Raw genomic sequence first — 21,464 nt, 5'->3', positions numbered from 1 at the left:
TAACCCTGGGTCCTGACTTTCATCAGGATGACGGTGCGAGCGGTGTTGCCGCCACCCGCCAAACCGTGCCACCACCGTCTGCGAAAAGACGGTGAGGATGACGATGCGGTTCAAGGCTTTCACGACGATCACGCTGGCCCTGCTCGCGACGTCCGCGCCCTCGATCGTCGGCGCGCAAAAGGAAAAGACCCCGCCCCCCGGCGGTGACATCCCCGCCAAGTTCGTCCCCGCCAACGCAAGCTTCGATTTCGACCGCCGTGAGGTCGATATCCCGATGCGCGACGGCGTCACGCTCCATGCGGTCATCGTCCAGCGCAAGGGCCTCACCGACGCGCCGATCCTGCTCCAGCGCACCCCCTACAACGCCGATAGCGTCGCCAGCCGCTCGTCGAGTTCGAGCGGCGCGATGAACCTGCGCGCGTCCGACGCCATGTTCTTCGACGCGGGCTACATCCGCGTGTTCGAGGACGTCCGCGGCAAGAACGGCTCGAACGGTGCCTATATCAACGAACGCCCGCTGATCGGCCCGCTCAACAAGACCAAGGTCGATCACTCCACCGACGCCTACGACACGATCGACTGGCTCGTGAAGAACCTCAAGAACAGCAACGGCCGCGTCGGCATCATCGGCGGCAGCTATGACGGCATGATGGCCGCGATGGCGCTGGTGAACCCGCACCCCGCGCTGAAGGCCTCCGTCCCGATCAACCCGGTGATCAACACCTGGAAGGGCGACGATGACTTCCACGGCGGCGCCTTCCGCCAGGTCGGTTACGACTATTATTACAGCCAGGACGCCGCAAAGGGCGAGGCCGGCGACCTCTGGCGCGACGCCTACGACGATTACGACACGTTCCTCCGCGCCGGATCCGCCAGCGATTTCGTGAAGAGCCGCGGCCTCGGCCAGCTCCCGTTCGTCGACCGGATGCACGATCACCCGACCTACGACTCGTTCTGGCAGGGCCAGGCGCTCGAGACGATCCTGCCGAAGCAACCGCAGACGGTGCAGACGCTCTGGGTCGCCAGCCAATGGGACCAGGAAGACATTTACGGCGCGGTCGCAGCGTATGAGGCGGTGTCGAAGGTCGATCCCAACCACGTCAACCACCTCGCGCTCGGCCCCTGGGCGCATGGCGGCGCGAACGGCGACGGCTCGACCTTGGGCGCGATCCGCTTCGATGCCGACACCGCGCTCTGGTTCCGCAAGAACGTCCTGCTCCCCTTCCTCGACGGCGCGCTCAAGACCGGCGCGACGCCCGCACCGCTCGCCCCCGTCACCGCGTTCCAGACCGGCACCAACCAGTGGCAGACGCTCGCCGGCTGGCCGAGCTCCACCGCCACGCAAAAACTCTACTTCCAGCCCATGAGCGGCCTCGCCCCAACCGCGCCGACGCAGGACGGCCGCGACGACTATGTCTCCGATCCCGCCAAGCCGATCCCCTACCGCCTCCGCCCGATCCGCCCGACCTATGCGACAGGGTCGACGTGGCGGCAGTGGCTCGTCGACGACCAGCGCCCGTTCTCCGACCGCACCGACGTCCTGACCTACCAGACGCCGCCGCTGACCAGCGCGGTCGCGATCGCCGGCGCGCCCGTCGCGGACCTGATCGCCAGCACCACCGGCACCGACGGCGATTTCGTCGTGAAGCTGATCGACGTCTACCCGGCGGAATATTCCGACAAGCCCGACATGGGCGGCTACCAACTCGCGGTCTCGATGGACATATTGCGCGGCCGCTACCGCGACGGCTTCGACAAACCGACCCCGATCGTCGCCGGCCAGCCCACGCACTTCCGCGTCGTCCTGCCCAACGCCAGCCACGTCTTCCTCCCCGGCCACCGCATCATGGTGCAGGTCCAGTCGAGCTGGTTCCCGCTCTACGATCGCAACCCGCAGACCTATGTCCCCAACATCTTCGACGCCAAGCCCGCCGACTACCGCAAGGCGACGATCAGCGTCTTTCACGCGCCGACGCAGGCCAGCGCGATCGAACTGCCGATCGCCGCGGCGAAATGAGGAAATGACCCCATGTTCCTGAACTTCCTCGACGAACTGCGGAGCGCCGGCATCCCCGCCAGCCTCAAGGAGCATCTGATCCTGCTCGAGGCGCTCGACGCCGAGGTGATCGAGCGGACGCCGGAGGATTTCTATTACCTCTCCCGCGCGGTGTACGTGAAGGACGAGGGGTTGCTCGACAAGTTCGACCAGGTCTTCGCCAAGGTCTTCCGTGGCCTCGCCACCAGCTACGGCACCGCCCCCGGCGAGGTGCCCGAGGACTGGCTGAAGGCCGTCGCGGAAAAATTCCTGACGCCTGACGAAATGGCCGCGATCAAGTCGCTCGGCTCGTGGGACGAGATCATGGAGACGCTCAAGAAGCGCCTCGAGGAGCAGAAGGAACGCCATCAGGGCGGCAACAAATGGGTCGGCACCGGCGGCACGTCGCCCTACGGCAATGGCGGCTACAATCCCGAAGGCGTCCGCATCGGCGGCGAAAGCACGCACAAGCGCGCGCTGAAAGTCTGGGACCAGCGCGAGTTCCGCAACCTCGACAACACGCGCGAACTCGGCACGCGCAACATCAAGGTGGCGCTGCGCCGCCTGCGCCGGTTCGCGCGCGACGGCGCCGCCGACGAACTCGATATCGACGGCACGATCGCCGGCACCGCGCGCCAGGGCTATCTCGACATCGTCATGCGCGCCGAGCGCCGCAATGCGGTCAAGCTGCTGCTGTTCCTCGACGTCGGCGGCTCGATGGACCCGTTCGTCAAGCTGTGCGAAGAACTCTTCTCGGCCGCGACGACCGAGTTCAAGAACCTCGAATTCTTCTACTTCCACAACTGCCCGTACGAGGGCGTGTGGAAGGACAATATGCGCCGCTTCGCCGAGCGGACGCCGCTGTGGGACGTGCTCCACAAGTTCGGCCATGATTACAAACTCATCTTCGTCGGCGACGCGTCGATGAGCCCGTATGAGATCACGCATCCCGGCGGCTCGGTCGAGCATTTCAACGAGGAGCCGGGCGCGGTCTGGATGCAGCGGCTGACCAATACTTATCCGGCGGCGGCGTGGCTCAACCCGGTGCCCGAGACGCAATGGGGCTATTCGCAGTCGGTCCGGATCATCCGCGAGCTGATGACCGACCGGATGTACCCGCTGAGCCTCGCCGGGCTCGACGACGCGATGCGCGAACTGACGCGCAAACGCTAGGCTGTCGACCGTAACGGAACCGTCATGGTGGCGGTCGGTTTAACGTGCATCATTTCCAACCCAAGGAACGCCTGATGTCGTCGATCCCCAACTCCGCCATGCCGCATGCCAAGGTCCATCACGACGACGATCACAAGCCCAAGCCGCCCAAGCCCCCCAAGGCGGCCGCGAGCGACTGGGTCGAGGACGCGACCGACGCGGCAAAGGCCGGGCTGGCGACGGCGACGGACGCCGTGAAGTCGCACCCGAAGACCGCGATCGCGGTCGGTGCGACGGTCATCGCAGGGATCGCAGCGGCGATCGCAGCGCCAGCCTTGCGCGCCAAGGACTCGGCCGAGAAGAAGCCCGATCCGAAGAAGCCAGCGCCGCACAAGCCCGAGCCGAAGAAGCCGGCCAAGGCGAAGAAGCCGCACTGATCCGCCCGCGGCCCCTCCGACATACCACCCCGGCGAAGGCCGGGGTCCAGTTGGAAAGGTCGCAGTAACGGAGCGCCCCGTTAGTTAGCCACGTCCCCCAACTGGACCCCGGCCTCCGCCGGGGTGGAAGAAGAAGCGGTGCAAGAGACGGGGGCGAGCGCTCTAACTCAGGCTCCCCCCGCCCCCTTGTTCTCCCGCGAAGGCGGGAGCCCAGTCCGGGCTCCCGCCTTCGCGGGAGAACATACTGTCTTCGGAGGTCACGCCGCCCCGACTCAAACCCGGTCCACGACCCCGCCAGCCATCGCCGCCGGCACCCCCGTCGTCCCCGGAAAGCTGATCGGCAGCCCCCTGAGCGTCCGCACCGCCATATAGGCAAAGCCCTCCGCCTCCAGCGCATCGCCGTTCCACCCAAGCGCATCGGTCGGCTCGACCACCAGCCCGGTCAGTTCCGCAATCATCGCCAGCATCGTCGGGTTATGCCGCCCCCCGCCCGCCACCAGCAACCGCACCGGCCGCGCGGGCAACTGCCGCACCGCCTCCGCCACCGTCGCCGCGGTAAACGCGGTCAGCGTCGCCGCGCCGTCCGCCGCCGACAACCCTCGCGCCGGCTGGATCGTGAAGTCGTTCCGGTCGAGCGATTTCGGCGGCGGCGTATCGAAGAACGGATGGTCGAGCATCGCGGTCAGCACGCTCTCGTCGACCCGCCCCGACGCCGCCAGCGCGCCCCCCGCATCGTAGCGCGCGCCCGTCTCCGCCTCGACCCAGCTGTCGATCAACCCGTTCGCCGGCCCTGTATCGAACGCAACCAACGCTTCCGCCCCGCCGGGAATGAAGGTGATGTTCCCCACCCCGCCAAGGTTCAGCACCGCGACCGGCCCGTCGAGCCCCGCCGCCAGCGCCGCGTGATAGACCGGCAGCAACGGCGCGCCCTGCCCGCCCGCCGCGACATCCGCCGAGCGAAAGTCCGATACCGTCGTGATCCCCGTCGCGCGCGCGACCGCGGCACCGTCGCCGATCTGCCACGTCCAGCGGCGGTCGGGGCGATGCGCGATCGTCTGGCCGTGAAAGCCGATCACGCCGACCTCCGCCGCCGCCACGCCCGCATCGGCGAGCAGCTTGTGCACCGCGAACACGTGCGCGCGCGTGATGAGCTCGCCCGCCGCGACGACCGGCGGGCTCGCGCGCGGCCGTTCGAACGTCAGCGCCATCCGCGTCGCCTCCGCGAGCTGAGCGCGCGCGGCATCCGAATAGGGTTCGCCGCGGAACGCGATCGCCCGCACGAACGCCTCGCCGTCGGTTTCGATCAGCGCGGCATCGATCCCGTCGAGCGACGTTCCCGACATCAGTCCAATGGCCAGCATTTAAAATCCTTCCCGGGCACCGCGTCTCGCAATCGGCCTCCCCATGGATGATGCCCCTCGCGCCGCCTAGAAAAAACCGAACTTTTCGCCTATGTGCGCGGGCTTCATGGCAACAACACTCCCCTCCCCGCCGAAAATCGGCATGGTCTCGCTCGGCTGTCCGAAGAACCTGGTCGATAGCGAACGGATCCTCACGCAGCTGCGCGGCGACGGCTATCAGATGTCGCCCGATTATGCCGGCGCGGACGTCGTGCTGGTCAACACCTGCGGCTTCCTCGATTCGGCAAAGGAAGAAAGCCTCGAGGCGATCGGCGAAGCCATCGCCGAGAATGGCCGGGTCATCGTCACCGGCTGCATGGGCAAGGAAGCCGACGCGATCCGCGCGCGCTTTCCGCAGGTGCTCGCGATCACCGGCGCGCACGAATATGAGCAGGTCGTCGGCGCGGTCCACGACGCCGCGCCGATGCCGCCATCGGCGTTCCTGAACCTGATCCCCGACGCCGGGCTGAAGCTCACGCCGCGCCACTACAGCTATCTGAAGATCTCGGAAGGCTGCAACCACCGCTGCTCGTTCTGCATCATCCCGAGCCTGCGCGGCGACCTCGTCAGCCGCCGCCCCGACGCGATCCTGCGCGAGGCCGAAAAGCTCGTCGAAGCCGGCACGAAGGAACTGCTGGTCATCAGCCAGGACACCTCGGCCTACGGCGTCGACCTGCGCCACGCCAGCTGGCCGGTAAAGTCCGGCGGCCCGATGTCACGCGGCGAGGCCCGCGAGGTGCGCGCGCACATGACCGATCTCTCGCGCGAACTCGGCAAGATCGCCCCCTGGGTGCGCCTCCACTACGTCTACCCCTATCCGCACGTCGATCACGTCATCCCGCTGATGGCGGAGGGCCTCGTGCTGCCGTATCTCGACATCCCGTTCCAGCACGCCGCGCCGTCGGTGCTGCGCCTGATGAAGCGCCCCGGCAACGACGCCAAGGTGCTACAGCGCATCCACAAATGGCGTGAGATCGCGCCCGACATCACGATCCGCTCGACCTTCGTCGTCGGCTTCCCCGGCGAGACCGAGGAGGATTTCCAGTATCTGCTCGACTGGCTCGACGAAGCGCAGCTCGACCGGGTCGGCGCATTCCGCTTCGAACCCGTCGAGGGCGCCGCCGCGAACCTGCTGCCCGACCATGTCCCCGAAGAGCTCAAGGAAGAGCGCTACGCCCGCATCATGGAAAAGACCGCGGCAATCTCCGCGGCGAAGTTGCAGGCAAAGATCGGTCGGACGCTCGACGTGATCATCGACGCAGTAGACGAGGAAGGCGCAACGGGCCGCTCGAAGGCCGACGCGCCCGAGATCGACGGCGAGGTCTTCCTGCGCGACGCCGGCCATCTGACGGTCGGCGATATCGTACCGGTCACGATCGAGGACGCCGACGACCACGATCTCTACGGCGTGCCCGTATAAGTCTCCCGGGGTCGGGGCATCGGGATGCTATGCTGGATCGCCGTACCAGCCCGATCGCCCTAGACCTTCCGACCCGCTGTCCCGCGCAGCGCGGCGAGCGACCCGACCGCCGTGGCGGCGAATGCACCGCCGAAGAACGCCGTCGTCGTGACGGCGGTCAACCCTTCGGGCAGCAGCGTTCGGAAGAGACCGACGGCGATGATGCCGCCAATGCTGCCGATCACCCCGATGGCGAGGTCCCACCAAGGCTCCGGGTCAGGACCGGGGCCTGGATGCGGCCAGCGCCAGCAGCCTGGCCACTTCGTTCCACACCAGCCGATCATCGCAAGATAGGCGTATAGCATACAACCTCCTTCGATCCGAAGAGCCTGCAAAGTGGCTGTACCGGATCAATGGCAATCATTGCATCTCGCGGGAGGCTTGCAACATGTAATGGGTTCGATTTGGCGGTGTCTTTGCAAACACCGCCGAACTCGATAATTTTAGTACAACCCATCAACCAATTTTACGGCATCGGCGTTTTCTATTTGGGCATGTACTTAATCTTGTAAACCGACTGGCAATAACGCCATGATGCCGGTCAGACGACGTTGCGCCCGGTGAACAGCTTCACCAGCACGACGATGACCGCGATCACCAGCAGGATATGGATCAGCCCGCCGGCGACATGGAAGGCGAACCCGGCCAGCCAGAGAATAAGCAGGATGATGGCGATGGTATACAGCATGGTTCTAGTCCCCTCGGAAGTGACGGGCTCCCGGCCCCGCCATAAAACGTCGCCATATTGATCCATGTTCCGTCAACATTTCTGCCATAGCCTAACCCCCTCTACCGACGCGTAATTAAAATCACGGCGTTGCACCGACGACCCGGTTCTGCTTCGTTGCGGCGATGTTGACCCGCCTTCTCGCCGTCGCCGCGCTGCTGCCGGCTCCCGCCATCGCCCAGTCGCTCACCCCTGCCGAGACCGCGCAGATCGACACGCTCGTCGCCGGCGCGCTTGGCGACACCGGCGTCCCCTCCGCCTCGATCGCGGTGGTGCGCGGCGGGCGGATCGTGTTCGCCAAGGCGTACGGCAAACCCTCCGAGGCGATCGCGACGGCGGACCCGAAACTCCCCTACCAGATTGCCTCGATCTCCAAGCAGTTCACCGCCGCCGCGATCCTGCTGCTCGAGGACGAGGGCAAGCTGTCGCTCGACGACACCGTCGCCAAATACATCCCCGGCATCACCGGCGGCGACCGCATCACGATCCGCCAGTTGCTCAGCCACACCTCGGGGCTGCAGGACTACTGGCCGCAGGATTACAGCTTCGCCGCGATGGCCAAGCCCGTCACGCCGCAGCAGATCGTCGACCGCTGGGCCAAGAAGCCGCTCGATTTCGCACCCGGCACGCAGTGGCAATATTCGAACACGGGCTATGTCGTCGCGGGGATGATCGTCGAGAAGGTGTCCGGCCAACCACTCCTGTCCTTCCTCCAGCAGCGCATCTTCAAGCCGCTCGATATCCGCGCGCTCGACCAGGACAAGGCGATCGGCAAGGCGTTCCCGCAAGGCTATGGCCGGTTCGCGCTTGGCCCCGTCCGCGCCGAGACGCCGAGCGCGGATGGCTGGCTCTATGCCGCCGGCGAACTCTCGATGAGCGCGCAGGATCTCGCCAAATGGGACGTCGCGCGCCTCTCCCGCACCACACTGCCCGCCGACGACTGGGCCGCGCAGGAAACCCCCGTCAAGCTCGCCGACGGATCGAGCAACGGCTACGGCCTCGGCGTCTTCACCGGCAGCGCCGACGGTCGTCGCTATGTCGAACATAGCGGCGAGGCGGTGGGCTTCCTGTCCGAGAACATCGTCTATCCCGACGACCAGGCCGCGATCGTCGTCCTCACCAACAGCTGGTTCAGCGACGCGGTCGGCCGCATCTCGAAGGGCGTCGCGAAGATCGTCCTGCCCACCCCCGTCGCGAACGCCGAGGACACCGCGGCGCTCGCCCACGCCCGCGCCGTCTACGACCAACTCCGCACCGGCACGCTCGACCGCAAGGGCCTCACCGAAGATGCCAATTACTACTTCAAGCCGGTCGCACTGGCCGACTATAAATCGAGCCTCGGCATCCTCGGCGAGCCGACCGCGTTCGCACAAACCGGCAAGACCCGCTTGCGCGGCGGCTTCGTCAACCGCACCTATCGGATAACCTATCCCGACCGCGCGCTCTCGCTCAGCACCTATGCCGAGCCCGGCGCGACCGGCCGGTACGAACAACTTTTGGTGGCACCCGCTTCATGACCGACTTCGCTTCGATGCTCCTGCCCGACCGTGGCCAGCCCGCGCGGACGATCCACGTCGTCCATCCCGACGCGTACGACACTTGGCTCGGCACGCAGCCACAACGAGTCCGCACGACGGTAGCAGCGCACCGGCTGACCGGAAAAGCCGGCGACCGCGCGGTCCTCCCCGGCGACGCCGCCGACGACTGGGCGATGCTGCTCGTCTGCAACGAAGCGCTGACGTCGCCGTGGCGGATCGCCTCGCTCGGCGCGTCGCTGCCCGCGGGCACCTACCGCCTCGCGGACAGCCCGGTGGGCGCCGCCGGGCTCGGCTGGATGCTCGCCCAGCACCAGTTCACGCGCTACGTGAAGCCCGATCCGATCGGCGCACGCATCCTGCTGACCGCCGACGCCACCTCGATCGACGAGACCGTGCGCCTCGCCGAAGCCACCGCGATGGTCCGCGATCTGGTCAACACCGGCGCCTCCGACATGGGCCCCGCCGACTTGGAGGCCGCCGCCGAGACGCTCGCAAAACGCCACGGCGCAACCGTCACGGTCACGCGCGGCGACGCGCTCGCGACCGGCTACCCGATGATCCACGCGGTCGGCCAGGCCGCCGCCAAGGACCGCGCACCGCGGCTGATCGAGCTCGAATGGGGCGACCCCGCGCACCCGCGCATCGCGCTGGTCGGCAAGGGCGTCACCTTCGACACCGGCGGGCTCGACATCAAGCCGTCCGCCGGCATGCGGCTGATGAAGAAGGACATGGGCGGCGCCGCGCACGCGCTCGCGCTGGCGAGCCTCGTGATGGCGGCAAAGCTCCCCGTCCGCCTCCACCTCCTGATCCCCGCGGTCGAGAACGCGATCGCGGGCAACGCCTTCCGCCCCGGCGACGTGCTCGCCACGCGCAAGGGCCTGACGGTCGAGAACACCAACACCGACGCCGAAGGGCGGCTCGTCCTCGGCGATGCCCTCACCAAGGCAGGCGAGAGCAACCCGACGCTCATCCTCGACTTCGCGACCCTCACCGGCGCGGCGCGCGTCGCGCTCGGTCCCGACCTCCCGCCGCTGTTCACCGACGACGAGACGCTCGCCGCCGACCTGCTCGCGGCCGGGATCGAGCAGATTGACCCGATGTGGCGCCTGCCGCTTTGGAACGCCTATGACGAGATGCTGCGCTCGGACGTCGCGGACATGGTCAACGCCCCCGATGGCGGCTTTGCCGGCGCGGTCACGGCCGCGCTGTTCCTCCGCCGGTTCGTGCCCAAGGGCACCGCCTGGGCGCATCTCGATGTGTTCGCCTGGCGTCCATCGGCGAAACCGGGCCGGCCGAAGGGTGGCGAGGCCTATGCGCTGCGCGCCACCTTCGCGATGCTCGCGAAGCGGTATGCGCGCTGATCGGAAACATCGTACATAGGCTCGTCATCCCCGCGCAGGCGGGGATCCATAGCCTCAAACGTCAGCGATTTATCTCGTCCGCCAGCCAATATGGGTTCCCGCCTCCGCGGGAATGACGGCGGCGAAAGGCGACGCCAGCCCTTACCCCGTCGCGAACTGCCCGAACGGCAGCAGCTTGTCCGCCAGCGCCTTGGTCGCATCCGCATCGCCCGCGCGCAGCGGCACCAGCACCGCTGCCGCCGCCTTGCGCACGAACCCGTCGATCGCGGTCGGCGTCGGCGCCTTGCTCGCCGTCTCGACCAGCGCGCGTCCCCGCGCATCGTTCGGATCGAGCTCCAGCCGCAGCAACCCCGCCAGCCCCGCGAACATCGCGCGATTGCCGCCGAGCGCCACCGACTTGTCGAGCGCCTCGAACCCGGTCGCCTTCTGCGCCCCCGCCACCGCCCGCCCGACGAACCGCCCGAGCTTGGCGATCACCCCGACATGCCACGCGCCGAGCGCCGCCTGCGCCTCGGCATTGCGCGGATAGCGGGTCACCAGCGCCTCATATTGTTTCCGCGCAGCGATCGCCTGCGCGCGGTTGCCCAGCAGCTTGGCGCGATAGCCGTTCGCCATCGCCTGCATGATCGCGGCTTCCTGGTCGCCCGGCGCGCGACTGAGCGCCTGCCCCGCGACCGCGGCGGCCTTGTCGATCCGCGCCAGCGCCATCCCGCGGTCCCGATCGACGAACCCTGCCTGGGTCAGCAATTCGCGCGGCGTCTCCGCGCTGGCGGGGATCGCCGCCACCACCGCGCAGACTGCGATCGAGGCACCGACGCACCCGCGAAACCACTTGGCCATATCAATCCCCGCCCGAATGACAGCGTCTCGCCGCTCAACGAATCACACATTAATTATGAGAGCACAGTGTTTATCGACACTTAACGCTGTTCGACGCAAGCGTTCACAGCGAAGCTGCGGCCTCGATGATCGGCACGAACTTCGCCGCGGTCAGGCTCGCACCCCCGACCAGCGCCCCGTCGACGTTCGGCGTATCGAGGATCGACGCCGCATTCGCGCCCGTGACCGAGCCGCCGTAGAGGATCCGCACACCGGCAGCCCTGTCGCCGATCAGCATCCGCAACTTCGCGCGCGCGATCGCGTGGATCGCCGCGATCTCCTCCAGAGTCGGCGTGCGCCCGGTGCCGATCGCCCAGCGGGGCTCATAGGCGAGCGTGAACCAGCTGCCGTCCGCATTGTCCGGTACCGACTTCTCGATCTGCGCCTGCACGACGCGCTCGGCCCGGTCCGCATCGCGCTCGGCCTCGGTCTCGCCGCAGCACAGGATGACGTTCAGCCCCTGCTTGTGCGCCGCCGCTGCCTTCGCCCAGGCGTCGTGGCTCGTCTCGTGCTGGTCCGACCGGCGTTCCGAATGCCCGACGATCGTGAACGACGCGCCGACTTCCTTGACCATCGACGCCGACACGCACCCGGTATGCGCGCCCGACTCCGCCTCGTGAACGTCCTCGGCGCCGATTGCGAGGGTCGGCACCCGCTCGGACGCCGCCGCGATCAGCGTGAACGGCACCGCGACCGACACGTCGATCCCGGGCGCAGCGCCCGCCGCCGCGGCGATCGCATCGAGTTCGACGAGCATCGCCCGCGACCCGTTCATCTTCCAGTTTCCTGCTACAAGCTTGCGACGCATCACTATCTCCCGGATATTTCGCCCAGCGATAGCGCCGCACCCGCCCCGCACAAGTCCGCAACGTCCCCTATACGTCCGCACGCCCTTTGCAGCGCCTGACTTGAAGAGCTGCCCGCGCGCCCGTAAAGCAACGCCGTTCCCATCCCTGTCGATCGGCTGTCCATGCTCGCTTTCTTCCGCCGCCTTACCCATTCGAAGGTCGGCGTGATCATCACCTTCCTCGTGCTCGGCGTGATCGCGCTCGCCTTCGCGGCGGGTGACGTCACGGGGCTGAGCTCGATGACCGGTGGCGCAGGGATCACCGGCGGCGACGTGGCCACGGTCGGCAAGGCCGAGGTCAGCGCGAACGAGCTCAAGACGCAGGCGCAGACCCAGCTCGAAGGCTTCCGCCAGCAGCAGCCGACGCTCGACATGGCGACCTTCGTCAACCAGGGCGGTTTCGAAGGCACGCTCGACCGGATCATCTCCAGCATGGCGCTCGAGCAGTTCGGCCGCGCTCAGGGCATGGTCGTCAGCAAGCGCTCGGTCGACGGCCAGATCGCCAGCATCCCCGCGTTGCAGGGCCCGACCGGCAAGTTCGACGAGAATCTCTATCGGCAGGTGCTCGCGCAGCGCAAGCTGACCGACGCGCAGATCCGCAGCGACATCGTCCGCGATACCTTCGCGCAGCAGCTGACGATCCCGAGCACCGGCGCCACGCAGGTCTCGAGCCAGCTCGCGCTCCCCTATGCCTCGCTCCTGCTCGAGAAGCGCACCGGCACGATCGGCTTCATCCCCGCCGCCGTCGTCCCCGCCGGTGCCGCGCCGAGCGATGCCGATCTCAACACCTTCTACACGCGCAACATCGCGCGCTACACCGTGCCCGAGCGTCGCATCGTCCGCTACGCGGTCGTCTCGCCCGATCAGGTCAAGACTCAGGCCGCCGCGACCGACGCCGAAATCGCCAAGGCCTATCAGCAGGACCGCGCACGCTATGCGGCCACCGAGAAGCGTACGATCACGCAGGTCGTCGTCGCCGATCAGGCCGGCGCCACCGCGCTCGCCGCCAAGGTGAAGGCGGGCACCAGCCTCGCCGATGCCGCACGCGCCGCAGGCCTCGAAGCCTCGACCCAGGCGGGCGTCGAAAAGGCTGCCTATGCCGGCACCGCATCCGCGCAGGTCGCCGATGCCGTGTTCGCCGCCGCGAGCGGAGCCGTGATCGGCCCGGTCCGTACGCAGCTCGGCTGGACGGTCGCCAAGGTCGACAAGATCGAGAACGTCGCCGGTCGCTCGCTCGACCAGGTCCGCGGCGAGATCGCCGCTGCGCTCGGGATCCAGAAGGCAGCCGCCGCGCTGTCCGACATCCACGACAAGATCGACGATTCGCTCTCGAAGAACGCGACGTTCGACGAAGTGATCGCCGACCAGAAGCTCAAGCCCGTCACCACGCCGGCGCTGATCGCCAGCGGCATCAATCCCGACGACGCGACCAGCAAGCCCGATCCCGCGATCGCGCCGCTCGTCGCCGCCGCGTTCCAGGCCGCCGATGGCGATGGTCCGCAGCTCGTCCAGCTCGGCACCGATGGCGGCTTCGCGGTCGTCGCGCTCGGCCGTGTCGTCCGCGCCACGCCGCGTCCGCTGGCACAGGTCCGCGCTGCCGTGCTGAAGGACGTGACCGCCGATCGCTCGCGTCAGGCCGCGCGGAAAGTCGCCGCCGACGTGCTCGCGCGCATCAACAAGGGCATGACGATCCAGCAGTCGCTCGCGCAGACCAAGCTGCCGATCCCCGCCGCTCGCCCGCTGACCGCGTCGCGCGCGCAGATCGCCGCCGATCCGCGCGGTGCGCCGCCCGCGCTCGCGCTGATGTTCAGCATGGCGCCGAACACCGCCAAGACGCTGGCCGCGCCCGACGACAGCGGCTGGTTCATCATCAAGCTCGACAGCATCGCCAGCGGCAATGCGGCGGGCAACGACGCCGCGATCAAGGCTGCGCGCGCCAATATCGGCCGGTCGGTCGGTCGCGAATATGTCGAGCAGTTCGCCAAGGCGGTCCGCGTCGATGTCGGCGTGAAGACCAACGCGACCGCACTCGCCCGCACCCGCGCCGAGCTGCTCGGCCAGGCCGGCACGGCGAACTGATCCTCGGATGACGCCTCGTGAAGCCTTGGCCTATGGGCGCCCCGCGCTCGTCTGGCGTCGTCAGGTCGCCGACACCGAAACGCCGGTCGCCGCCGCGCTCAAGCTCATCGAGCCGGGGCGTGGCGACTTCCTGCTCGAATCGGTCGAGGGCGGCGAGACTCGCGGCCGCCACAGCCTGATCGGCCTCGCGCCCGACCTGCTGTTCCGCGCGCACGGCCAGCGCGCCGAGATCAACCGCCACTGGGCGACCGATCGCGAGACGTTCGAACCCTGCGACGTGCCGACGCTCGACGCATTGCGCGCGCTCGTCGCCGAATGCCGTGCGGACGTTCCCGCCGAACTCCCCCGCGCGCTCGCCTGCCTCGTCGGCTATTTCGGCTATGAGACGATCGGCCTGGTCGAGACTCTGCCGCAACCGCCGGTCGATCCGCTCGGCCTGCCCGACATGATCTTCGTGCGACCGACCGTCGTGCTCGTCTTTGATCGCCTGACCGACGCGCTCTATCTGGTCGCGCCCGCCTGGCCCGATCCCGCGCGCGATGCCGACGCGATCGTCACCGAAGCCGAGGAGCGCCTCGACGCGGTCGCGGCCAAGCTCGCCAGCACCCCCGTCCCCGCCCCGGTTCGCGCCGACGTCGCCGAGCCCGTCTACACGCCCGCGCTGCCCGAGGGCCGCTACGGCGAGATGGTCGCCACCGCGAAGGACTATATCCTCGCCGGCGACATCTTCCAGGTCGTGCTCGCACAGCGGTTCAGCACGCCGTTCGCGCTGCCGCCGTTCGAGCTGTACCGCTCGCTACGTCGCATCAATCCGTCGCCGTTCCTCTATCATCTCGACCTCCCCGGCTTCGCGCTGATCGGGTCGAGCCCCGAAATTCTCGTCCGAGTCCGCGACGACGAAGTCACGATCCGCCCGATCGCGGGCACGCGCCCCCGCGGCAAGACCGCCGCCGAGGACGAGGCCAACCGCATCAGCCTGCTCGCGGACCCGAAAGAACGCGCGGAACATCTCATGCTGCTCGATCTCGGCCGCAACGATGTCGGCCGCGCCGCGTCGCCGGGGTCGGTGCGCGTGACGGCCAGTTACGGCGTCGAATTCTACAGCCACGTGATGCACATCGTGTCGAACGTCGTCGGCACGCTGTCGCCCGCCAAGGACGCGCTCGACGCGCTGTTCGCGGGGTTCCCGGCGGGCACCGTCAGCGGCGCACCAAAGGTCCGCGCGTGCCAGGTCATCGCCGAACTCGAGCCCGAGCGCCGCGGCGCCTATGCGGGCGGCGTCGGCTATTTCTCGCCCGACGGCTCGATGGACTCGTGCATCGTGCTGCGCACCGCGGTGGTCAAGGACGGCACGATCCACGTCCAGGCCGGCGCCGGCATCGTCGCCGACAGCATCCCCGAATACGAACAACGCGAATGCGAAGCCAAGGCCGGCGCGATCCTGGCAGCGGCCCGCGAAGCGGTCAGCCGAGCAAAAGCGCCAAGCTTCGGTCAGTAAACTAAACCACCCCGTCATCCTGACGAAAGTCAGGACCCAGGGTCACGAGGACCGCCCTTGCTGGCTCTGGGTCCTGACTTCCGTCAGGATGACAAGAGGGGGCGAAATCACGGCGTCGTGGTGGTCTCGCTGCTCGGCGCCCGCCGCTCAGCCGCATACGCGTTGTTCCGCGCCAGGAAACAACCCGACTGGCCACCCGTGCCGACCGCCGAGCACGTATCCGGCAACCCGCCCGCGACTCGCCCGATCTGATCCATCGACGCTGCGCGGTTGACCCAGCTCTGGTTCTGCGCGGCGATCGGCTTGTCCTCGCGCAGCGCCTTGGGGATCCGATACGGCTGGTCGAGCGTCGAGCACACCACAACTTCGCCGTTCGTCGACGGCGGGCACTTCTGGTCCCCGGTCAGCGTGACGCTGCGGATCCGCTGCGGCGGCGAGGCGACCTGTGCATCCTGCGCGGACGCCATGGCGGGAAGCGCGATCAGTGCGGCGAGGACGACGGTACGAAACATGGGGGAAGGCTCCTTTGAAGGGATAACGTCCGTCACACAGCATTGCTCCGCACTGAATGAAGGTCGCCCGCGCCCCTCATATAGGGACGACCATCGCCATCCGCGACCGCCCCGCGGCACTTTGCGGCGCGCCGCCGCCGCGCGCCTTGCATGGCCCCGCGCTTCGGCTATGGCGGCGCCATGATCCTCGTCGTCGACAATTACGACAGCTTCACTTGGAACCTCGTCCATTATCTGATGGAGCTGGGCGTCGAAGTGGAAGTCGTCCGCAACGACGCGATCTCCGCCGGGCAAGCCTTGTCGTCGGGCGCGGACGCGTTCCTCATCTCCCCCGGCCCCTGCACGCCGACCGAGGCGGGGGTCAGCCTCGACCTCGTCGCCGCCTGCGCGGACGCGGGCAAGCCGCTGCTCGGCGTGTGCCTGGGCCATCAGGCGATCGGCCAGCATTTCGGCGGCAAGGTCGAGCGCGGCGGGCTGATGCACGGCAAGACCTCGCCCGTCCTCCACGACGATACCGGGCTCTACGCCGGGCTGCCCTCGCCGTTCATCGCCACGCGCTACCACTCGCTGATCGTCAACGCCGTGCCGGACACGCTGGTCGTCAACGCGACCGCGCAGGACGGCACCGTCATGGGCTTCCGCCACGCCACGCTGCCGATCCACGGCGTCCAGTTCCACCCCGAAAGCATCGCCACCGAACACGGCCATGCGATGCTGGCGAACTTCCTGAAGATGGCCGACATTCCCCATCAACTCCCCTCCCGCCTGCGGGAGGGGTCGGGGGAGGGCAGCGCCGCAACCGCCGCGCCCACGAAGAACGAAGCCCCTCCCCTAACCCCTCCCGCAAGCGGAAGGGGACTATGATCCTCCCCGACCCCCGCTCCCCCCTCTCGCGCGAATCCGCCCGCGAAGCGTTCGCCGACATCCTCGACGCACGCGCCGGCGAAGACGCGATCGCGACTTTCCTGATCGATCTGTCCGCACGCGGCGAAACCAGCATCGAGATCGCCGAAGCCGCGCGCGCACTGCGCAACCGGATGATCCCGATCGACGCCCCCGCCGGCGCCATCGACGTCTGCGGCACCGGCGGCGACGGCCACCATACGCTCAACGTCTCGACCGCGGTCGCGCTCGTCGTCGCGGCCTGCGGCGTCCCCGTCGCCAAGCACGGCAACCGCGCCGCCTCCAGCAAGGCCGGCGCCGCCGACACGCTCGAAGTCCTCGGCCTCGACATGGACCGCGCCGGCGCCACTGCCGAGGCGAGCCTCAACGACATCGGCATCGCCTTCCTGTTCGCCGCCAACCACCACCCGGCGATGAAGCGCATCACCCCGATCCGCCAGCGCATCGGCAAGCGGACCATCTTCAACCTGATGGGCCCGCTCGCCAACCCGGCCGGCACCACCCGCCAGCTGATCGGCATCGCGCGGCCCGACTACGTGACGCTCTACGCCGACGCGCTCGAACAGCTCGGCACGCAGGCCGCGCTCGTCGTCTCGGGCGAAGAAGGCCTCGACGAGCTCTCCGGCGCCGGCCCCAGCATCGTCGCCTCGGTCGGCAGCGTCTCGCTCCCCGCGCGCGTAACCCCCGAAGACGCCGGCCTCACCGCCCACGCCATCACCGACATCCGTGGCGGCGACGCGCACCACAACGCCGATGCGCTCCGCCGCCTGCTCAAGGGCGAAACCGGCGCATACCGCGACGCCGTCCTGCTCAACGCCGCCGCTGCCTTGATGGTCGCCGGCACCGTCCCCACCCTTGTCGATGGCGTCGCGAAAGCCGCCACCGCCCTCGACACCGGCAGCGCCGACGCGCTGCTCGCCCGCTGGATCGCCTACTGACATGACCATGCTCGACCGTATCCTCGAGACCAAGCGCGCCGAAGTCGCCGCACGCAAGGCCACCACCTCGCTCGCCGACATCGACGCCGGGATCGCCCGCATGTCCAAACCGCGCGGCTTCCGCGCGGCTCTTGACGCCAAGCCCGGCTACGCGCTGGTCGCCGAGGTCAAGAAGGCCAGTCCCTCGAAGGGCCTGATCCGCGCCGACTTCGATCCGGTCGCGCACGCCCGCGCCTATGAGGCCGGCGGCGCCGCGTGCCTGTCCGTCCTGACCGACGAAAAATGGTTCCAGGGCGCCGACGCCTACCTGACCGCCGCGCGCGACGCCGTCTCGATCCCGGTCCTGCGCAAGGACTTCATGGTCGACCCCTGGCAGTCGACCGAGGCGCGCGCGATCGGCGCCGACTGCATCCTCATCATCGTCGCCGCGCTCGACGACGTGCAGATGGCCGAGATCGAGGCGTCCGCGCTCGAATGCGGCATGGACGTCCTCGTCGAGGTCCACGACGCGCACGAAATGGAGCGCGCTCTCAAGCTCAAGTCGCGGCTGATCGGCGTCAACAACCGCGACCTGCGCGACTTCACCGTCGACTTCAACCGTACCTACGAGCTGGTGAGCCGTGCCCCGAAGGACTGCACCTTCGTCGCCGAAAGCGGCCTGACGACTCGCGCCGAACTCGACGCGATGGCCGAGCACGACATCCGCTGCTTCCTGATCGGCGAAGCGCTCATGCGCCAGGACGACGTCGAGGCCGCGACGCGGGCGCTGGTAGGATGACCGGCCTCACGCATATCGACGAAGCCGGCGCGGCACGGATGGTCGACGTCGGCGGCAAGGCGGTCACCGCCCGCGAAGCCGTCGCCTCGGGCCGCATCACCATGTCCGCCGAAGCCGCCGCCGCGATCGGCGCGGGCACAGCCAAGAAAGGCGACGTCCTCGCCGTCGCGCGCGTCGCCGGGATCATGGCAGCCAAGCGCACCAGCGACCTGATCCCGCTCTGCCATCCCCTGCCGCTGACCAAGGTCGAGATCGACCTGACCGTCGACACAACCGGCGTCACTGCCACCGCCACCGCCTCGACCGAAGGCAAGACCGGTGTCGAGATGGAAGCGCTCACCGCCGCGACGGTCACGCTGCTGACGATCTACGACATGGCCAAGGCGATCGACAAGACGATGGTCCTCTCCGACATCCGCGTCCGCGCCAAATCAGGCGGCAAATCCGGCAACTGGACCGCCTGAGACCCTCTCCCCAACGGGGAGAGGGAAAGACGCCAAAGGCGTCGAGGGTGAGGGCAAGCCAAGCAAGACGCCCCCACCCCTCAAGCCCGATCAGTCATCCATAGCCCATTCATGGTCCTCGACGATCGTCGACTCCACGGGCCGCCCCGCCGCATCGAGCGAGGGATCATACCGAAACCGCTGCTCGATCAGCCGACACGTCAGCGCATCGAGTTCCCGGCTCCCGCTGGACCCAGTCACCCGACACCGCGTCACGCGGCCATCCGTCCCGACCACATACCGCACCGACACCCGCCCACGGATCCCCGTCTCCGCCGCCTCGCGCGGATAGTCGGAGTCCTTCAGCCGCCCCTTGCGCCACTGCGGCGGCGTCTCCTCGCCACCCCCACCGTCGCCATCGCCAGACCCACCGCTCCCGGTGCCATTGCCAATCCCGCCGCTCCCGGTCCCCGGCCCGCGCACGTCCGACGCCCCCGCCGTCGCCTGCGCGCCCAGCCCGGCCTTCTCCGCCACCACTAACGGCGGCGGCACCACGATCGGCACCACCGGCGGCGGCGCCACGAGCTCGGTCGCCTTCGACTTGAGATTGGGCGGCGATGCAGCCCCCTCGGGCTTCCGGCTGAGCGACGGCCGCGGCTTGACCTTTTCGACCGGTGGCGGCGGCGGTGGCGGCGCCACCCCAAAGACTTTCAACGCCTCGCCGACCGCCGCCGGCATCGGCACGACCAGCCCATTCAGAAGCGCATAGCCAAGCACCCCCGGCAACACGACCGCCCCGATCGCCGCGCCGATCCTGTCTCTCGTCCGTGGCTGCGTTACGGTCATCCTATTGATCTGGTGCGTCATTGCGCACCAGAAAAGCCCCTCCCCGCATGAACGCACGCTGGCCAGCGCCCCCGCCAACACCACCCCGGCGAAGGCCGGGGCCCAATTGGGAAGGCCCAAGTGATAACCAGCGCCACCCGCCCCACCCTGTTTCCCCGCGAAGGCGGGGACCCAGCCTGGGCTCCCGCCTTCGCGGGAGAACAAGGAAGCAGTCGCTGAAGTTCGGTATCGACCGATGCAGCCGAAACGCGCGACCGCCGCCCCCACCCCAACAACACCTGTCCTACACAACAAACGAGTGGCACAGCACGGAACATACCGCCCCACCCCCGCGCTTCCCCTTACGACACCCCGCCAAACGACGACCCGCCAAACACCTCCCAGCGTCTCTACTTCCTATACTTCACTTTTCCGAACCGCCCGAAAACAGAGACTTACGCATGACCCTAGTCCCCGTCGCCGAAGCCCAGACCCGCCTCTTCGCCATGGCCCCCCGCGTCGGCCATGAGACCGTTCCCCTGCGCGACGCCGCCGGCCGCTGGGCCGCCGAGGATATCCTCGCCCGCCGCACCCAACCCGCCGCCGACCTCTCGGCCATGGACGGCTACGCGATCCGTTTCGCCGACCTCCCCGGCCCCTGGACCGTCATCGGCGAGAGCGCCGCCGGCCGCCCCTTCACCGGCGCGATCGCGACGGGCGAGGCCACCCGCATCTTCACCGGCGCCGCCATGCCCGAGGGCGCCGACACCGTCATGGTCCAGGAAGAGGCCGAGCGCGACGGCGCCACATTGCTCCTCGCCGGCGAGGGCCCACCGACGCTGGGGCGCAACACCCGCCGCAAGGGCCTAGACTTCTCGACCGGCACGCGTCTGATCGCGGCAGGCCAGCGCCTCAGCCCCGCGCGCATCGCCGTCGCCGCGACCGGCGGCCATGGCAGCCTTACGGTCAACCGCCGAGTCCGCGTCGCGGTCGCCGCCACCGGTGACGAACTCGTCCCGCCGGGCTCGGCCACCGATGGCGTCGCGCTCCCCGAATCGAACGGCATCATGCTCGCCGCGATGCTCGCCGACATGCCCGTCGACGTCATCGATCTCGGCATCCTGCCCGACAATCTCGACGTCCTGCGCGACGCCTTCGCGAGCGTTCAGGCCGACCTCCTCGTCACCACCGGCGGCGCGTCGGTCGGCGACCACGACCTCGTCCGCCCGGCGATCGAGGCGGCGGGCGGAACGATCGATTTCTGGCGGATCGCGCTCCGCCCCGGCAAACCGATGATGGCCGGCAGGATCGGCGACATGATGGTCCTCGGGCTGCCCGGCAATCCGGTCTCCGCCTTCGTCACCGCGATCCTGTTCGTCAAACCCGTCGTCGCGCACATGGCCGGCGCAAGCGATCCGCTACCGCAAGCGACGCACGCGCTACTCGGCGAAGACCTGCCGGCCAACAACGCGCGGACCGATTATCTCCGTGCCGAACTGCGCGACGGCAAGGCCTATGCGTCGACGATCCAGGACAGCTCGATGCTGCTGACGCTCGCCCGCTCGACCTGCCTGATCGTGCGCCCCGGCAGCGCACCGGTGGCAAAAGCGGGCGAATCGGCGGAAATCCTCGTCATTGCGTGATGCGGGCGCT

20 protein-coding genes are annotated in these 21,464 nt (G+C 68.4%); 13 read left to right on the top strand and 7 right to left on the bottom strand.

From position 1 onward, the window contains the following. Positions 1-103: 103 nt before the first annotated feature. From C8J26_RS08695 to C8J26_RS08685, 3 genes are all read left to right on the top strand, one after another. Positions 104-2,017 carry a CocE/NonD family hydrolase gene (locus C8J26_RS08695; RefSeq protein ID WP_107957521.1) on the top strand — a complete coding sequence of 638 codons (1,914 nt, stop codon included), beginning with the start codon at positions 104-106 and terminating at the stop codon, positions 2,015-2,017. Between the two features lie 12 nt (positions 2,018-2,029). Next, entirely contained in the window at positions 2,030-3,208 is a 1,179-nt protein-coding gene (locus C8J26_RS08690; protein WP_107957520.1) for a vWA domain-containing protein, read from the top strand. Between the two features lie 74 nt (positions 3,209-3,282). Beyond that, positions 3,283-3,624 carry a hypothetical protein gene (locus C8J26_RS08685; RefSeq protein ID WP_146168801.1) on the top strand — a complete coding sequence of 114 codons (342 nt, stop codon included), beginning with the start codon at positions 3,283-3,285 and terminating at the stop codon, positions 3,622-3,624. 272 nt (positions 3,625-3,896) lie between these two features. Here C8J26_RS08685 and C8J26_RS08680 read toward each other — a convergent pair whose 3' ends face one another. Then, positions 3,897-4,985 (bottom strand): anhydro-N-acetylmuramic acid kinase, encoded by a 1,089-nt coding sequence (locus C8J26_RS08680; RefSeq protein ID WP_208631348.1) that lies wholly within the window; start codon positions 4,983-4,985, stop codon positions 3,897-3,899. Positions 4,986-5,091: 106 nt separating this feature from the next. Here C8J26_RS08680 and rimO point away from each other — a divergent pair, with 106 nt between their 5' ends. Continuing rightward, complete coding sequence (gene rimO / locus C8J26_RS08675; RefSeq protein ID WP_107957634.1) at positions 5,092-6,444, top strand: 30S ribosomal protein S12 methylthiotransferase RimO; 1,353 nt, start codon at positions 5,092-5,094, stop codon at positions 6,442-6,444. A 59-nt stretch (positions 6,445-6,503) separates the two neighbouring features. On the opposite strand, the gene C8J26_RS20080 is transcribed toward rimO, so the two are convergent. Together C8J26_RS20080 and C8J26_RS08670 are read right to left on the bottom strand one after the other, a co-directional pair. Next, entirely contained in the window at positions 6,504-6,788 is a 285-nt protein-coding gene (locus tag C8J26_RS20080; RefSeq protein WP_146168800.1) for a hypothetical protein, read from the bottom strand. A gap of 236 nt (positions 6,789-7,024) precedes the next feature. Beyond that, on the bottom strand, positions 7,025-7,171 hold the full coding sequence (locus tag C8J26_RS08670; protein WP_107957518.1) for a lmo0937 family membrane protein: 147 nt from the start codon (positions 7,169-7,171) through the stop codon (positions 7,025-7,027). A gap of 164 nt (positions 7,172-7,335) precedes the next feature. Between C8J26_RS08670 and C8J26_RS08665 the strand changes: the two genes are divergently transcribed. Both C8J26_RS08665 and C8J26_RS08660 read left to right on the top strand, forming a co-directional pair. Next, positions 7,336-8,727 (top strand): serine hydrolase domain-containing protein, encoded by a 1,392-nt coding sequence (locus C8J26_RS08665; protein WP_107957517.1) that lies wholly within the window; start codon positions 7,336-7,338, stop codon positions 8,725-8,727. Further along, positions 8,724-10,109: a leucyl aminopeptidase family protein gene (locus C8J26_RS08660; protein WP_107957516.1), complete on the top strand. Its 1,386-nt coding sequence runs from the start codon at positions 8,724-8,726 to the stop codon at positions 10,107-10,109. The genes C8J26_RS08665 and C8J26_RS08660 overlap by 4 nt, the downstream gene beginning before the upstream one ends. Before the next feature lie 141 nt (positions 10,110-10,250). Here the strand turns inward: C8J26_RS08660 and C8J26_RS08655 are convergent, their stop codons facing one another. Then, positions 10,251-10,949: a hypothetical protein gene (locus C8J26_RS08655; RefSeq protein WP_056418313.1), complete on the bottom strand. Its 699-nt coding sequence runs from the start codon at positions 10,947-10,949 to the stop codon at positions 10,251-10,253. A 103-nt stretch (positions 10,950-11,052) separates the two neighbouring features. Continuing rightward, a complete protein-coding gene (gene tpiA / locus C8J26_RS08650; RefSeq protein WP_416366477.1) occupies positions 11,053-11,796 on the bottom strand; it encodes a triose-phosphate isomerase in 744 nt (247 codons plus the stop codon). 162 nt (positions 11,797-11,958) lie between these two features. Here tpiA and C8J26_RS08645 point away from each other — a divergent pair, with 162 nt between their 5' ends. Together C8J26_RS08645 and trpE are read left to right on the top strand one after the other, a co-directional pair. After that, on the top strand, positions 11,959-13,914 hold the full coding sequence (locus C8J26_RS08645) for a peptidylprolyl isomerase (protein WP_107957514.1): 1,956 nt from the start codon (positions 11,959-11,961) through the stop codon (positions 13,912-13,914). 7 nt (positions 13,915-13,921) lie between these two features. Beyond that, positions 13,922-15,412 (top strand): anthranilate synthase component I, encoded by a 1,491-nt coding sequence (gene trpE, locus C8J26_RS08640; RefSeq protein ID WP_107957513.1) that lies wholly within the window; start codon positions 13,922-13,924, stop codon positions 15,410-15,412. Positions 15,413-15,519: 107 nt separating this feature from the next. Here trpE and C8J26_RS08635 read toward each other — a convergent pair whose 3' ends face one another. Further along, entirely contained in the window at positions 15,520-15,924 is a 405-nt protein-coding gene (locus C8J26_RS08635; protein ID WP_056418303.1) for a hypothetical protein, read from the bottom strand. 180 nt (positions 15,925-16,104) lie between these two features. Between C8J26_RS08635 and C8J26_RS08630 the strand changes: the two genes are divergently transcribed. From C8J26_RS08630 to moaC, 4 genes are read left to right on the top strand one after another with little or no spacing between them, the layout of a single operon-like run. Continuing rightward, on the top strand, positions 16,105-16,788 hold the full coding sequence (locus C8J26_RS08630) for a glutamine amidotransferase-related protein (RefSeq protein WP_107957633.1): 684 nt from the start codon (positions 16,105-16,107) through the stop codon (positions 16,786-16,788). Then, positions 16,785-17,765, top strand: coding sequence for an anthranilate phosphoribosyltransferase (gene trpD, locus C8J26_RS08625; RefSeq protein ID WP_107957512.1), 981 nt, complete (start codon positions 16,785-16,787; stop codon positions 17,763-17,765). The genes C8J26_RS08630 and trpD overlap by 4 nt, the downstream gene beginning before the upstream one ends. Before the next feature lies 1 nt (position 17,766). After that, complete coding sequence (trpC, locus tag C8J26_RS08620; RefSeq protein ID WP_056418296.1) at positions 17,767-18,543, top strand: indole-3-glycerol phosphate synthase TrpC; 777 nt, start codon at positions 17,767-17,769, stop codon at positions 18,541-18,543. Continuing rightward, complete coding sequence (gene moaC / locus C8J26_RS08615; RefSeq protein WP_107957511.1) at positions 18,540-19,007, top strand: cyclic pyranopterin monophosphate synthase MoaC; 468 nt, start codon at positions 18,540-18,542, stop codon at positions 19,005-19,007. The genes trpC and moaC overlap by 4 nt, the downstream gene beginning before the upstream one ends. 90 nt (positions 19,008-19,097) lie before the next feature. Here moaC and C8J26_RS08610 read toward each other — a convergent pair whose 3' ends face one another. Continuing rightward, positions 19,098-19,832 carry an energy transducer TonB gene (locus C8J26_RS08610; RefSeq protein WP_107957632.1) on the bottom strand — a complete coding sequence of 245 codons (735 nt, stop codon included), beginning with the start codon at positions 19,830-19,832 and terminating at the stop codon, positions 19,098-19,100. A 440-nt stretch (positions 19,833-20,272) separates the two neighbouring features. On the opposite strand from C8J26_RS08610, the gene C8J26_RS08605 reads away from it, so the two are divergent. Further along, complete coding sequence (locus C8J26_RS08605) at positions 20,273-21,454, top strand: molybdopterin molybdotransferase MoeA (RefSeq protein ID WP_107957510.1); 1,182 nt, start codon at positions 20,273-20,275, stop codon at positions 21,452-21,454. Positions 21,455-21,464: the final 10 nt, after the last annotated feature.

It is taken from the genome of Sphingomonas aurantiaca, assembly GCF_003050705.1.
Lineage (GTDB): Bacteria > Pseudomonadota > Alphaproteobacteria > Sphingomonadales > Sphingomonadaceae > Sphingomonas > Sphingomonas aurantiaca.
This window is presented reverse-complemented; position numbering and strand designations above follow the sequence as displayed.

Coding starts and splice junctions, on each gene's coding strand:
- C8J26_RS08695 (WP_107957521.1), top strand. CDS start 104: ATGCGGTTCAAGGCTTTCACGACGATCACGCTGGCCCTGCTCGCGACG.
- C8J26_RS08690 (WP_107957520.1), top strand. CDS start 2,030: ATGTTCCTGAACTTCCTCGACGAACTGCGGAGCGCCGGCATCCCCGCC.
- C8J26_RS08685 (WP_146168801.1), top strand. CDS start 3,283: ATGTCGTCGATCCCCAACTCCGCCATGCCGCATGCCAAGGTCCATCAC.
- C8J26_RS08680 (WP_208631348.1), bottom strand. CDS start 4,985: ATGCTGGCCATTGGACTGATGTCGGGAACGTCGCTCGACGGGATCGAT.
- rimO (WP_107957634.1), top strand. CDS start 5,092: ATGGCAACAACACTCCCCTCCCCGCCGAAAATCGGCATGGTCTCGCTC.
- C8J26_RS20080 (WP_146168800.1), bottom strand. CDS start 6,788: ATGCTATACGCCTATCTTGCGATGATCGGCTGGTGTGGAACGAAGTGG.
- C8J26_RS08670 (WP_107957518.1), bottom strand. CDS start 7,171: ATGCTGTATACCATCGCCATCATCCTGCTTATTCTCTGGCTGGCCGGG.
- C8J26_RS08665 (WP_107957517.1), top strand. CDS start 7,336: ATGTTGACCCGCCTTCTCGCCGTCGCCGCGCTGCTGCCGGCTCCCGCC.
- C8J26_RS08660 (WP_107957516.1), top strand. CDS start 8,724: ATGACCGACTTCGCTTCGATGCTCCTGCCCGACCGTGGCCAGCCCGCG.
- C8J26_RS08655 (WP_056418313.1), bottom strand. CDS start 10,949: ATGGCCAAGTGGTTTCGCGGGTGCGTCGGTGCCTCGATCGCAGTCTGC.
- tpiA (WP_416366477.1), bottom strand. CDS start 11,796: ATGCGTCGCAAGCTTGTAGCAGGAAACTGGAAGATGAACGGGTCGCGG.
- C8J26_RS08645 (WP_107957514.1), top strand. CDS start 11,959: ATGCTCGCTTTCTTCCGCCGCCTTACCCATTCGAAGGTCGGCGTGATC.
- trpE (WP_107957513.1), top strand. CDS start 13,922: ATGACGCCTCGTGAAGCCTTGGCCTATGGGCGCCCCGCGCTCGTCTGG.
- C8J26_RS08635 (WP_056418303.1), bottom strand. CDS start 15,924: ATGTTTCGTACCGTCGTCCTCGCCGCACTGATCGCGCTTCCCGCCATG.
- C8J26_RS08630 (WP_107957633.1), top strand. CDS start 16,105: ATGATCCTCGTCGTCGACAATTACGACAGCTTCACTTGGAACCTCGTC.
- trpD (WP_107957512.1), top strand. CDS start 16,785: ATGATCCTCCCCGACCCCCGCTCCCCCCTCTCGCGCGAATCCGCCCGC.
- trpC (WP_056418296.1), top strand. CDS start 17,767: ATGACCATGCTCGACCGTATCCTCGAGACCAAGCGCGCCGAAGTCGCC.
- moaC (WP_107957511.1), top strand. CDS start 18,540: ATGACCGGCCTCACGCATATCGACGAAGCCGGCGCGGCACGGATGGTC.
- C8J26_RS08610 (WP_107957632.1), bottom strand. CDS start 19,832: ATGACCGTAACGCAGCCACGGACGAGAGACAGGATCGGCGCGGCGATC.
- C8J26_RS08605 (WP_107957510.1), top strand. CDS start 20,273: ATGACCCTAGTCCCCGTCGCCGAAGCCCAGACCCGCCTCTTCGCCATG.